This window comes from Williamsia sp. D3, from assembly GCF_000506245.1.
Lineage (GTDB): Bacteria > Actinomycetota > Actinomycetes > Mycobacteriales > Mycobacteriaceae > Williamsia > Williamsia muralis.
The window spans coordinates 22,906-36,608 of the sequence record NZ_AYTE01000031.1 but is presented as its reverse complement, the minus strand read 5'-3'; the positions used below and the strand labels follow the sequence as shown (position 1 = coordinate 36,608).

Here is a 13,703-nt window from a genome sequence, read left to right as displayed (position 1 = left end):
GGTCGAATGATGGCGTCCACCACTCGTAGAGGAACCCTGGAGGTGTTCCTGGGATGCGCCCCCGGCGTGGGCAAGACGTACGAGATGCTGGCGCAGGCGCACACGCTCGCGGACGAGGGCGTCGATGTGGTTGTGGCAGTTGTCGAATCGCACGGCCGGACCGCAACAGAAGCGATGGTCGACGGTCTCGAGGTGGTCGCGCGCGCGGAGTACGAATACCGCCAGACCACGTTGTCCGAGATGGATCTGTCCGCGGTCCTTCAGCGCAGGCCCCAGGTGGTGCTTGTCGACGAGCTCGCCCACACCAACGCGCCGGGGTCGGTGAACCGCAAACGATGGCAGGACATCGAGGCTCTGCGCGATGCGGGGATCGACGTGCTCTCCACCATCAACATCCAGCATCTGGAGAGTCTGAACGACGTGGTCGCACAGATCACCGGCGTCGTCCAGCGCGAGACCGTACCCGACGACGTGGTTCGCGGCGCCGACCAGATCGAACTGGTGGACATCTCGCCACAGGCTCTGCGACAACGACTTTCGGCCGGCAAGGTGTACCCCAGCGATCGTGCCGGCGGTGCGCTGGCCAGCTACTTCCGCCAGGGGAACCTGACGGCTCTGCGTGAACTCGCGTTGCTGTGGCTGGCCGACCAGGTCGACGACTCGCTGGCCGCGTACCGGTCGGCGCACGCGATCACCGACACCTGGGAGGCCCGCGAGCGGGTCGTGGTGGCCATCACGGGCGGCCCCGAATCGGCGACCCTGCTTCGCCGGGCCAGTCGGATCGCGTCGCGGTCCAGTGCCGAACTGCTCGTCGTGCACGTGGTGCGCGGCGACGGCCTCGCCGATCCGGCATCGGTTGACCTGGCCGGGCTGACCGACCTGGCCAAGGGATTCGGCGCGCAGGTGCACACCGTTGTCGGAGACGATGTACCGGAGACGCTGCTCGAGTTCGCCCGCGGTGTCAACGCAACCCAGCTGGTCTTGGGTACCTCTCGCAGATCCCGGTGGCAGCGCTTGCTCGACGAGGGCGTCGGCAACACTGTCGTCCGCGAGTCGGGCAAGATCGACGTGCACATGGTGACCCATGAGGTGGCAGGCACTCGAAACCGGCTCGACATCCGCCAGTCCCGCTTCCACCACCCGCTGAGCTGGGTCGCCGCCGTGGTGGTTCCGGCGATGGCCGCCGGGGTGCTCGCGCTGCTCGACCGGTGGTTGGGACTGGCGAGTGATTCGGCGCTGTTCTTCGTGGTGGTGCTCGCGGTCTCGATGCTGGGGGGCATCGGCCCGGCAGCGCTGTCGGCCATCGTCTGCGGCTTGCTGCTGAACTTCCTGTTCACGACACCGCGATACAGCTTCACGATCAACGAGACGGACAACCTCATCACCATCGTCGTCATGTTGGTGATCGCGGTTGCCGTTGCCGCTCTTGTCGATTCGTCCACCGTCCGGCGTGCCCAAGCCCGCCGCGCAGGCCGCGAGGCGGAGTTGCTCGCCACCTTCGCCGGTGCGGTGCTCAGCGGTGAAGAGCCAGACGGACTCCTCGAACGCGTCCGCGAGACCTACGACCAGCGGGCCGTCAGTGTGGTCCGAACAGATGGCCGCGGGCCAGGTGTGGTGGAGGCCGCCGTGGGAGCCGACCCGCCGGCGCACCCCGACGACGCCGATACCGTCTGCGCTGTGCCCGGGGAAGAGTTCGCCTTGCTCCTACGAGGCGCCACCCTCGGTGGTGGGGACCGACGAGTACTCGCTGCGGTCGCCATCCAGGCGGCGGGTGTGATCAGACAACGCGCGCTGGCCACTGAAGCGGCTGCAGCCAAGGCTCTCTCGGCCACCGACCAGCTCCGGCGTGCGCTCCTGTCGGCGGTCAGCCACGACCTGCGCACACCGCTCGCCGCGGTGAAGGCGTCGGTGTCGAGTCTCCGGAGCACCGACGTGGCGTTCAGCGCGGACGACACAGCGGAGCTGTTGGCCACCATCGAGGAGTCGACCGACCAGCTCACCGACGTGGTCGACAACCTCCTCGATTCCTCACGACTGGCAGCAGGTGTGGTCAGCCCCGACATGCGGACGGTGTACGTGACCGAGGCCGTCGAACGTGCGATTGCCGGTATCGCGCGGTCGGATCGGGTGGGCGCCGAGCGGATCACGTTCAGCGACAACGAACTCGCGGCCCACGCCGATCCGGGACTGCTCGAACGGGTACTCGTGAACGTTATGGACAACGCCTTACGCCACAGTGGGCCCAGAGCTCCCGTGTCCATCAAGGCTGCGCTGACGGGAGATGATCCGGCGCGGTGCGAGATCTCTGTGATCGACCACGGGCCGGGGGTGGCTGCGCACGACAGGGAGAAGATGTTCACCGCGTTCGGGCGCCTCGGCGACCGGAACACCGGGGGTGGAGTCGGACTGGGGCTCTCGGTTGCACAGGGATTCGTCCAGGCCATGGACGGGACGATAGAAGCAGTCGAAACCCCCGGTGGGGGTCTCACGATGGTGATCGGTCTGCAGACCGGACCGCCCGGACAGGTGCGGTCATGAGTGACAAGATCCGGGTGCTCGTGGTCGACGACGAGCCGCAGATATTGCGCGCACTGCGCATCAATCTCAAGGCGCGAGGGTTCGACGTGACCACAGCCGCAAGCGGTACGGGTGCGTTGACCGCTGCGGCACAGACCAATCCGCAGGTGGTGATCCTCGATCTGGGCCTACCGGACATCGACGGTTTCGAGGTGCTCGCCGGCCTACGCGGATGGACCGATGTCCCGGTCATCGTGCTGTCGGCGCGTAGCGATTCCTCGGAGAAGGTGCAGGCATTGGACGCCGGCGCCGACGATTACGTGACCAAACCTTTTGGGATGGAGGAGTTCCTGGCCAGGCTTCGGGCCGCGGTGCGCCGAGGTACGTCACCGGTGCGAGAAGCCGAGCACCCTGTGGTGGAAGCGGCATCGTTCACGGTGAACCTGCGTACCAAGCAGGTGACCCGCGCAGGGCAAGCCGTGCACCTGACCCCGACCGAGTGGGGGATCCTGGAAATGCTGGTGCGCAACGAAGGAAAACTCGTCGGGCAGCCCGAGATCCTCAACGAGGTGTGGGGCCCGGCGTACCGAGGCCAGACGCACTACCTGCGGGTGTATCTGGCGGGGCTGAGAAGAAAACTCGAGCCTGATCCCACCCGTCCTCGCCACCTGCTCACCGAAGCGGGGATGGGTTACCGCTTCGTCCGCTGACCGGGCCTGATCGGTGGGCGGAATTGCACGCGGGCGCTCCGTGTTTAATTCGTACATGACCGTCACCGAACCAGTCACCACGGACCAGCAGACCACCGAGTTGTGGGTGGAGCGCACCGGAACGCGGCGCTACACAGGGCGCAGCAGTCGCGGGGCCGAGGTCCTGATCGGCTCCGCCGATGTCGATGGCGTCTTCACCCCCGGCGAATTGCTCAAGGTAGCTCTGGCCGCGTGCACGGGGATGAGCTCGGACAAGCCGCTGTCCCGTCGCCTCGGCGACGACTACGACGCGACCGTTCGCGTTTCCGGGGACGCCGATCGTGACAACGAGGTGTATCCCCGCCTCGAGGAGGTTCTCGAAGTGGACCTGTCCGAACTTGAACCCGAGGCCGCGGAGCGACTTCTTGTTGTGGTGCAACGCGCGGTCGATGCGGTGTGCACCGTGGGGCGCACCCTCAAGGCCGGCACCGAGGTCGATCTGCGCATCGATACGGAGTAGCCGATGGCTTCCGATTCGCCCGGCGACACCGCCGACACCATCAGGCTCACCGCGTGGGTGCACGGGCACGTCCAGGGTGTCGGATTTCGTTGGTGGACCCGGGCCCGGGCTCTCGAACTGGGGCTGGTGGGTTCGGCGACCAATCACGCCGACGGCCGCGTGCTCATCGTCGCCGAAGGCCCGGAGGCTGCCTGTGGGCAGTTGATCGACCTCATCGAGGCAGGTCACAGTCCTGGTCGCATCGACACCGTCGTGGTGGATCGGAGCGCGCCGCGAGGTGGGTTGTCCGGATTCGTCGAACGGTGAGCCGGCTCGCAGTCGGGCCTGGTCCAGTTGTCGCCGGGTACTGGGTACGCTGAAGCGCTGTGCACCTCAAGAGCCTGACCCTGAAGGGCTTCAAGTCCTTTGCGTCGGCAACCACTCTGCGTTTCGAACCGGGGATCACCTGCGTGGTCGGTCCCAACGGTTCGGGCAAGTCGAACGTCGTCGACGCGCTCACGTGGGTGATGGGGGAGCAGGGAGCGAAGGCGCTGCGCGGTGGCAAGATGGAGGACGTCATCTTCGCCGGCACCTCCGGTCGCGCCCCACTCGGGCGGGCCGAGGTGACCCTCACCATCGACAACTCCGATGGTGCACTGCCCATCGACTACTCCGAGGTGTCGGTGACCCGCCGGATGTTCCGCGACGGGGCCGGTGAGTACGAGATCAATGGCAGTTCGTGCCGTCTGATGGACGTGCAGGAGCTCCTCAGCGACTCAGGCATCGGTCGCGAGATGCACGTGATCGTGGGGCAGGGACGCCTCGCCGCGATCCTGGAGTCGCGACCGGAGGAACGCCGGGCGTTCATCGAAGAAGCTGCCGGCGTTCTCAAACACCGCAAACGCAAGGAAAAGGCCGTCCGCAAGCTCGACGCGATGCAGGCCAACCTGGCACGGCTCGGTGACCTGACCGCGGAATTGCGCCGCCAACTCAAGCCGCTCGGTCGCCAGGCCGAGGTCGCCCGCCGTGCCCAGACAGTTCAGGCAGACCTGCGTGACGCCCAATTGCGGCTTGCGGCAGACGATCTCGTGACCCGTCGCTCCGAACTAGCCGAGCAGAGCACCAGCGAAGCCGAACTGCGCCGTCAGCAGGACGAGTACGCGCACCAACTCGATGAACTGAACGCTCAGGTGAGTGAGAACGAGGAACACCTCGCTCAGATCGTGCCCGCGGCGAACGAGGCCGGTCAGGCGTGGTTTGCCTTGTCGGCGTTGACCGAACGCGTCGGCGCCACGTGCCGGATCGCCGACGAGCGCAGCCGGTACCTCAGTGAACCCGTGCAGGCCGACTCCGGTCGCGACCCCGATGAACTCGAGCGCCAGGCAGCTGTCGCAGCGGAAGAAGAGACGGCACTGGCCGACGCGGTCGACGACGCGGCACTGGTGCTCGACGAGGCCAAAGAGACTCTCACCGACCGGGAGCAGGCCGCGGCCGCTGCGACGCAGGCCCACCTCGCCGCGGTACGGGCAGTCGCCGACCGACGCGAAGGGCTGGCCCGGCTGGAGGGCCAGGTCGACAATCTGCGCACGAAGGTCGAGTCGATCGATGCCGAGACCACACGCCTCGGTGCTGCCATCGACAACGCGGCCGCCAGAGCTGAAGCGGCACAACAGGAGTTCGAGGCCACCCAGGCCACCATCGCCGAACTCGACGCATCCGAACTCGGGCTCGACGAACATCATGAGCGCAGCGTCGCCGCGCTGAACCAGGCCAACGAGCGGGTGGCAGAACTACAGGCCGCAGAGCGGGCAGCAGAACAGCAGGTCACCTCGCTCAAGGCGCGCATCGATGCCCTCGCTGTGGGACTCGAACGCAAGGACGGCGGAGCCTGGCTGCTGGAGAACCGAGGCGGGTCGCTACTGGGCCCCATGTCGTCGCTCCTCAAAGTCGCCGACGGCTACGAAGCTGCGGTTGCCGCGGCGATGGGTCCGGCCGCCGACGCGGTAGCGACCGCCGATCTGCCGGCCGCCCGCACCGCGTTGTCAGCGTTGCGAGAGAACGAAGGTGGCCGAGCCGCGGTGCTCATCGGCGGGCTGGAGCCGGCAGGCCGGGGGACCGGATCGCTGCCGCCAGGTGCCACTTGGGCGCTCGATGTGGTCTCGGCACCCGCCGAACTGCGCGGCGCACTGGAACTGCTCCTCGGATACACCGTCATCGCCGACACCATCGACACCGCTGAACTCGTGCTCGATGCCGCCAAACCCGCTGTGCCACATCTCGGTTCACTCCGGGTGGTCACCGCCGACGGCGACCTCATCGGCGCCGGCTGGCGCAGTGGCGGCACCGGCGATCGACCGTCGACCATCGAGGTGCAGTCGGCGATCGATTCTGCCGCCGCCGAACTCCAAGGCGCCCAGCGGCGCAGCGAGGAACTGGTGGCGGCACTGGCCGGCGCCCTGACGCAGCAGACCGACCGTCGTGAAACGGCTGAACAGGCGTTGGCAGCTCTGCATGAATCCGATGCCCAGCTCGGTGCGGTCTACGAGCAACTCGCCAGGCTCGGTCAGACCGCGCGGGCAGCCCAGGAAGAGACGACCCGCCTCGTCGGTCAGCGTGCCAAGGCAGAACAGGGCCGAGCCGAGGCCATGGCCACACTCGCCGAGTCGGAGGAGAGGCTGAGGCTCGCGCGCGACGATAGTGCTGTCGGCGACGAGGGGGACGACCTTCCTGACAGCGACCGCGACACCACTGCGGCTGCGGTCGCGGCGGCCCGCTCGGTGGAGATGGAAGCTCGACTGGCACTGCGCAGTGCCGAGGAGCGACTGTCGTCGGTGCGAGGCAAAGCGGATTCGCTGCGCCGCGCCGCCCGCGCCGAACGGGAGGCGCGGGCGAGGGCCGAACGCCAGAACCGTGCCCGGCGCCATGCCGCCGACGTGGCCGAGGTGGTTCTCGAACAGGGAAAACTGATCGCCGCGCGGCTCGACATCGCCGTGGCGCAAGCTCAGTCCCATCGCGACCGGCTGGAAGCCGAGCGAGCGTCGCGAACGCAGGCTCTTGATGTCGCCAAAAAGGCTGCGGCAGAGGTCGGGACCCAGCTGGCCGCACTGCGGGACGCGGTGCACCGCGACGAGGTGGCCAAGGCCCAGGTGTCGATGCGAATCGAACAGCTCGAAGAGCAGATCATGTCCGACTTCGCCATCAGTCCCGACGACCTGGTCGCCGAGTACGGTCCCGATGTCGCCCTGCCGCCGACCGATCTCGAGATCGCCGAGTACGAACAGGCCAAGGAACGCGGAGAGATCGTCGTGGCCCCCGCCCCCCTCCCGTACGACCGCGCCACCCAGCAGGCCCGTGCCAAAAAAGCGCAGCGTGACCTGAACACACTGGGCAAGGTCAACCCGCTGGCACTCGAAGAGTTCGCTGCGCTCGAAGAGCGCTACAACTTCCTCTCGACCCAACTCGAGGACGTCAAGAAGGCCCGCCAGGACCTGCTCGATGTGGTGCAGGACGTCGACAACCGCATCTTGCAGGTGTTCAGCGAGGCCTACGCCGATGTCGAGCGGGAGTTCGTCGAAGTCTTCAAAACCCTGTTCCCCGGCGGCGACGGGCGACTCGTGCTGACCGATCCGTCCAACATGCTGACCACCGGAATCGAGGTGGAGGCACGTCCACCGGGCAAGAAGGTGAAGCGTCTGTCTTTGCTGTCAGGTGGGGAGAAGTCACTGACGGCGGTGGCGATGCTGGTGGCGATCTTCCGCGCCCGACCGTCGCCCTTCTACGTGATGGACGAAGTCGAAGCCGCATTGGACGACACGAATCTGCGCCGGCTGATCACGTTGTTCGAGCAACTACGCGAGAAGTCGCAGCTCATCGTGATCACGCACCAGAAGCCCACGATGGAAGTCGCCGATGCCCTCTATGGCGTGAGCATGCAGGGAGACGGCATCACCACGGTGATCTCGCAACGCATGCGTGGGCAAGATGTGGGTGCCCCGGCCGGCTGATGTCCGGTTGGGCCGGGTTCACCCGACCCTGGCCAGCACCACCGAGAAGTCGCCCGCATGGTCGGTCCAGGTGTGAGTGTGCTCGAGCCCTTGGCGCGCCATTTCCTGGTGCAGCACATCGAGGTCGAACTTGGTGCTGATCTCGGTGAGGATCTCGGCCCCTGCCGGTAACTCCCACGTTCGTTCGATGGCGCCGAAATGGGCGACGACCTTCCGACGGGCACGCAACCACATCTCGATGCGATGTTCGGGGGGATTCCATCGGGCGATGTGCTCGAAGTCGTCCACGTACAGCCCCTGGGCGTCCAACCCGGTGCGCAACACCTCGATGACATTGCGATTGAAGTCGGCGGTCACCCCGGCCCGGTCGTTGTAGGCGGCGATGAGCGACCGGTGTCCTTGATGAGGTCGGCGCCCAGGAGGAAGTAGTCGCCGGATTTCAGGGACCGCGCGATCCGACCGAAGAAGCTCGCCCGTTGGGTCTCGTCCAGATTGCCGATGGTCCCGCCGAGGAAGATGGCCATTCGCGGCCCGGGGTACGTGGACAGTGTCAGGTCGGGGTCGTTGAAGTCGCCGTGCAGTGGCTGCACCGAGATGGAGGGGAACTCGGCGGCGATCTGCTGTGCCGACGACGTGAGCATCTCGACGCTGACATCAAGGGGTACGTAGGTGAAACCGTCGTCGGGAGACGCGGCGTCATGCGCACCGGCGAATGACTGCAGGAGTAGCCGCGTCTTCTCGGACGTTCCCGACCCCAGTTCGATCATCGTGCGGGCGCCGGTTGTCGAGACGATCTCCGATCGATGCCGATCGAGGATCTCGGTTTCTCGGCGCGTCGGGTAGTACTCGGGTAGGCGAGTGATCTCGTCGAACAGCTCGCTGCCCCGTTTGTCGTACAACCAGCGCGCCGGCAGCACTGGTGGCTGCTGCCACAGGCCGGCTACGGCATCTTCGACAAGCCGCGGATTGATGGCCTCGCGTGACTCGGACACTGTCATCTCGCCAATCGCAGTCCGCTGAAGGCCCACCGAGACGCGGCGGGGAAGAAGTTACGGTAGGTGGCTCGCTGATGGCCCACGGGTGTCACAGCGCTTGCTCCGCGCAGCACGTGCTGGTCGCTCATGAACTTACCGTTGTATTCGCCGACGGCCCCGTTCGCCGGAACGAAACCGGGGTAGGGGAGATACGCGCTTGCTGTCCATTCCCAGACGTCGCCGATCATCGTGGCGCCTGCGGCGCGCGGATGACACCGACCGGGGTCCAACAGCGAGCCCTGCGGAGGAGCGAGCGTCAACGCGGCTGCCTCCCACTCGAACTCGGTGGGCAGGCGTGCTCCGGCCCACCGCGCAAACGCGTCTGCCTCGTAGAAGGAGACGTGCAGAACCGGTTCGGCATCGACCACCGGCCTACGCCCCGACAATGTGAACGTGGTCCACGTGCCGTCGTCGAGACTCCAGTAACCGGGCGCGTTCTGTCCGGTGGCCTGGACGTTGGCCCATCCGTCCGACAGCCACAGCTCCGAACGCCGGTAACCGTCGTCGGCCATGAACTCGCGCCATTCGGCGTTGGTGACAAGCCGGTTGGCGATCTGGAAGTCCTGGAGGAACACGGTGTGTCGTGGACCTTCGTTGTCGTAGGAGAAGCCGGATCCCGAGGCGCCGATGTCGGTGAGACCCCCGGACACCGAACGCCACTGCAGGGCAGTTGCTTCAGCAGGCTGCCCGTCGGGTGCCCGCTCGACGTATTGCGGCGCAAACGGATGGGTCGAGAACAGATGCTTGATGTCCATCAGCAGAAGTTCTTGATGCTGCTGTTCGTGGTTGCAGCCGAGTTCCACCAGGCGGAGGGCTTCCTCATCGAGTCGGCCATCCCTCATCGCCGACACCACCGCGGCGTCGACGTACTCCCGGTATCTGGTCACTTCCTCCACACCGGGGCGGGTCACGAGACCTCGGTGCGGGCGAGGGTGCCGCGCTCCGACGGCCTCGTAGTAGCTGTTGAACAGATATCGGAACGTCTCGTCGTACACCGTGTAGTCCGGGTCGGTTCGCAGGATGAACTCTTCGAAGAACCAGGTGACGTGCGCCCGATGCCATTTCGCCGGGCTCGCGTCGGTCATCGACTGCGGTACCTGGTCTTCCGGGGACAACGGATCGGTCAACGCATCGGTGAGGCCTCTGACGTCGAGAAAGTGGGAGGTGAGGGCGGATTGGTCGACCGTGATGCTCATGTTCGTCTCCTGGGAAGGGTCAGGGCGCAATGAGTATGGAGGAAGTGTCTGACAATCACGGTACGCGGTGACCGTGTCGTGGCCGTCGCAATTTCGCCCAGAGACGAAGCGGAGCGGAGCTCGACTCTTGGGCAGAGACGATGCGGAGTGGAGCCGGGTTCTGTGGCAGAGGGGATGTGAGACAACGTGGCCCGCATTGGGGGGTGCTGGTCGAACCACTCGGCGCGGTGGCCTGGCAGACTGAGCGCGTGAACACCACCGCCGTTATCGCGATCGTCGTTGTCGTAGTCGTGCTGCTGCTCGCCCTGGTGGCGACCGGTTTGGTGCTGTCTCGGCGACGGCGAATCTCGCTGCGCGACAGTGCCGATCGCACCCCGTCGGACGGGTCGCGGCAGGTCGACAAGTCCGGTGGGTACAAGGCCGGGGGAGGTTTCTCCTTCACGCAGGGCGGAGCGACCGCGCTGGCCGAACCGCCGAAGGCCGGTGACACGCCGACCATCGAGCGAACCGACACCGACGGTCAGCCCGGTGTCGGCGACGATGCAGCGATTCCCCGTGACGCGCCCAAGCGGGGTTACACCAACGTCCCTCTTCCCGAGCCGAAGGTCGACGAACCACAGTCGCCGGCCGTCGATGAACAGCCCGCGACAGAGGTTGGGGCCGCGGAACCAACCGTCATCGAGCCCGACATCGTCGACCCGGCGATCGTCGAACCGGAGGTCGTGGAGCCGGCCATCGTCGAGGATTCGGTAGTCGAAACGCCTCTGCGCGAGCCGCTCGCGCCCGCGGAGCCGATCCCGGACACGACCGTCGAACCCGCTCCACCGGGCCGGGTGCTCGATGACATCGCCCCCACCGCCGGTCGGCTGGGTCATCTGCGGGGCCGGCTCTCACGGTCACAGAACGCGTTCGGCAAGAGCATGCTGGGCCTGCTCGGTGCAGGTGATCTCGACGAGGACTCCTGGGAGGAGATCGAGGACACGCTGCTTCTCGCGGACATCGGGACGTCGGTGACCATGGCCGTCGTCGAGCAGCTCAGAACTGCGCTGGCCGCCAACCCCGTCAACAACGCGGCCGAGGTCCGTGCGTTGCTCCGCCGAGTGCTGATCGGACAGATCGAGCCCGACCTCGACCGGTCCATCCGTGCGCTTCCCCACGCGGGCACCCCGTCGGTGCTGCTGGTCGTCGGCGTCAACGGCACCGGTAAGACCACCACAACCGGCAAACTCGCGCGTGTCCTCGTCGCGGATGGCCGCCGAGTGCTGCTGGGGGCGGCGGATACGTTCCGCGCCGCCGCAGCCGACCAGCTGCAGACCTGGGCCGAGCGAGTCGGCGCCGAGGTCGTCAGAGGTAAAGAGGGAGCGGATCCAGCTGCGGTGGCGTTTGATGCCGTCGCCAAGGGCGTTGCCGAAGGCGTCGACGTGGTCATGATCGACACTGCCGGCCGACTGCACACCAAGACCGGCTTGATGGATGAGCTCGGCAAGGTCAAACGGGTCGTGGAGAAGAAGGCCGCGGTCGACGAGGTCCTGCTGGTCCTCGACGCCACCACAGGTCAGAACGGTCTGGCCCAGGCAAAGGTGTTCGCCGACGTCGTGTCCATCACCGGCGTGGTCCTCACGAAGCTGGACGGCACCGCCAAGGGTGGCATCGTCTTCCACGTACAGCGTGAACTGGGTGTGCCGGTCAAGCTCGTCGGACTCGGGGAGGGCGCAGATGATCTCGCGCCGTTCGAGCCAGAAGCGTTCGTGGACGCCCTGCTGGGCTGATCGCCGAACGGTTCCCGCTTCGTAGACGTCGACACAGGTTGCCGACTTCTCCGATTTGCGTAGATTTCGGTCGCATCGTTCGGAGAGCCACCTGCGACGACATCTGGACGAAACACGGCTCCCAGCTCCGTTAACACAGCGGCAACGTGCTATCGCCACCACGGAAACATGGAGCAAGCAACCTTCTCGACAGGTCAACGGTGCGGCAAGAATGCCGCGGCGGGAACAGCTCGAGGAGGACTGAAGGTGGCGGATTATCCCGTTATGGATTTGCCGGATACAGGTGATACGGCATGGATGTTGGCGAGCTCCGCGCTCGTATTGCTGATGACGCCTGGTTTGGCGTTCTTCTACGGTGGCATGGTCCGTGCGAAGAGCGTTCTCAACATGCTCATGATGAGCGTGATCTCGATGGGCATCGTCACGGTGCTCTGGTCGTTGTACGGCTTCTCGGTCGCATTCGGAGAGGACAAGGGCAACTTCATCGGTGACCCGACGCAGTACTTCGGACTCGACGGCGTCATCAGTGGCAATGCGTCCGCCGAAGTTCTGGCCGACCCGGCCACTGGCACCGAAGCCGCCGATGCCGTCACCATCCCGATGTTCGGCACGATCCCGCTCGCACTGTTTGTCGCCTTCCAGCTGATGTTCGCCATCCTCACCGTGGCCTTGGTCTCCGGCGCGGTCGCCGACCGCATGAAGTTCAGTGCTTGGGCCGCTTTCACCGCGCTGTGGTCGACCTTCGTGTACTTCCCGGTGGCTCACTGGGTGTTCGCGTTCGACGGCTACACCGGTGAGACCGGTGGCTGGATTGCCAACAAGCTCAAGGTGATCGACTTCGCCGGTGGCACCGCGGTCCACATCAACGCCGGTATCGCCGGCCTGGTTCTCGCGGTCATCCTCGGCAGGCGTCAAGGCTGGCCCGGTACCCCGATGCGCCCGCACAACCTCCCGTTCGTGATGCTCGGCGCCGGCCTGCTCTGGTTCGGCTGGTACGGATTCAACGCCGGTTCGGCGGTGTCCGCCAACGGAACTGCGGCGAGCACCTTCTTGACCACGACCATCGCCACGGCAGCGGCAATGCTCTGCTGGTTGCTCGTGGAGCGGATCCGTGACGGTCACGCCACCACACTCGGCGCGGCGTCGGGCATCGTTGCCGGCCTCGTTGCCATCACCCCGGCCTGTAGCGCCGTGAACACCTGGGGCGCCTTGATCATCGGCGCGGTCGCAGGCATCCTCTGTGCGCTGGCCGTCGGTCTCAAGTACAAGCTCGGCTACGACGACTCGCTCGACGTCGTCGGTGTCCACCTCGTCGGTGGCCTTGTCGGCACCATCCTGATCGGGTTCGTCGCAGTCGCCGACACCTACTCCGGTGTGGACGGTCTGTTCTTCGGCGGCGGCGTCGACCAGCTCTGGCGCCAGGTCGTCGGTGCGCTCGCAGTGCTTGCGTACTCGGCAGTTGTCACCGCGATCATCGCGCTCATCTTGAAGTTCACCATCGGTCTCAAACTCGACCCCGAAGCCGAGTCCGAGGGTGCCGACGAATCCGAACATGCTGAATCCGCGTACGATTTTGCATCACTGGGCGGGTCCAGCACGCAATTTGGTCACAGCGTTCCAGTGGCCGCAACGGCCAAGGAGGGATGATCTAAGTGAAGCTCATTACCGCAATCGTGAAGCCATTCACGCTTGAAGACGTCAAGGCGGGACTGGAACAAGCCGGTGTCGTAGGAATGACGGTCAGCGAAGTCCAGGGTTATGGACGTCAGAAAGGCCACACCGAGGTGTACCGCGGTGCGGAGTACTCGGTGGACTTCGTCCCCAAGGTCCGCGTGGAGGTCGTCGTCGACGACGCCGCCGTGGACAAGGTGGTCGACGTGATCGTGGAAGCGGCCCGAACCGGCAAGATCGGTGACGGCAAGGTGTGGGTGTCGCCGGTGGAAGCGGTTGTCCGGGTTCGTACCGGAGAACGCGGCGGCGACGCGCTGTAAGACA

General features: G+C 66.0%; 9 protein-coding genes and 1 pseudogene. 8 read left to right on the top strand and 2 right to left on the bottom strand.

The annotated features are described in order from the left end of the window. The first annotated feature begins 6 nt into the window (after window positions 1-6). From W823_RS48290 to smc, 5 genes are read left to right on the top strand one after another with little or no spacing between them, the layout of a single operon-like run. On the top strand, window positions 7-2,538 hold the full coding sequence (locus W823_RS48290; protein WP_031332804.1) for a DUF4118 domain-containing protein: 2,532 nt from the start codon (window positions 7-9) through the stop codon (window positions 2,536-2,538). Continuing rightward, entirely contained in the window at window positions 2,535-3,227 is a 693-nt protein-coding gene (locus W823_RS48285) for a response regulator (RefSeq protein WP_023960342.1), read from the top strand. Before W823_RS48290 ends, W823_RS48285 begins: the two co-directional genes overlap by 4 nt. Before the next feature lie 55 nt (window positions 3,228-3,282). Then, window positions 3,283-3,726 carry an OsmC family protein gene (locus tag W823_RS48280; protein ID WP_031332803.1) on the top strand — a complete coding sequence of 148 codons (444 nt, stop codon included), beginning with the start codon at window positions 3,283-3,285 and terminating at the stop codon, window positions 3,724-3,726. Window positions 3,727-3,729: 3 nt separating this feature from the next. Continuing rightward, window positions 3,730-4,032, top strand: a complete 303-nt coding sequence (locus W823_RS48275; RefSeq protein WP_023960338.1) for an acylphosphatase — start codon at window positions 3,730-3,732, stop codon at window positions 4,030-4,032. Window positions 4,033-4,091: 59 nt separating this feature from the next. Next, complete coding sequence (gene smc, locus W823_RS48270) at window positions 4,092-7,709, top strand: chromosome segregation protein SMC (protein WP_023960336.1); 3,618 nt, start codon at window positions 4,092-4,094, stop codon at window positions 7,707-7,709. Window positions 7,710-7,727: 18 nt separating this feature from the next. Here the strand turns inward: smc and egtD are convergent. Then, window positions 7,728-8,707 (bottom strand): annotated as a pseudogene (gene egtD, locus W823_RS48265) (L-histidine N(alpha)-methyltransferase). Then, on the bottom strand, window positions 8,704-9,939 hold the full coding sequence (gene egtB, locus W823_RS48260; protein WP_023960334.1) for an ergothioneine biosynthesis protein EgtB: 1,236 nt from the start codon (window positions 9,937-9,939) through the stop codon (window positions 8,704-8,706). The pseudogene egtD and the gene egtB overlap by 4 nt, the downstream one beginning before the upstream one ends. Window positions 9,940-10,187: 248 nt before the next feature. On the opposite strand from egtB, the gene ftsY reads away from it, so the two are divergent. From ftsY to W823_RS48245, 3 genes are all read left to right on the top strand, one after another. Beyond that, entirely contained in the window at window positions 10,188-11,708 is a 1,521-nt protein-coding gene (gene ftsY, locus W823_RS48255; RefSeq protein ID WP_031332801.1) for a signal recognition particle-docking protein FtsY, read from the top strand. 264 nt (window positions 11,709-11,972) lie between these two features. Then, the gene (locus tag W823_RS48250; RefSeq protein WP_023960330.1) at window positions 11,973-13,355 is read left to right on the top strand and encodes an ammonium transporter; all 1,383 of its coding nucleotides are present in this window, start codon (window positions 11,973-11,975) and stop codon (window positions 13,353-13,355) included. A gap of 5 nt (window positions 13,356-13,360) precedes the next feature. Continuing rightward, complete coding sequence (locus W823_RS48245; RefSeq protein WP_023960328.1) at window positions 13,361-13,699, top strand: P-II family nitrogen regulator; 339 nt, start codon at window positions 13,361-13,363, stop codon at window positions 13,697-13,699. Window positions 13,700-13,703: the final 4 nt, after the last annotated feature.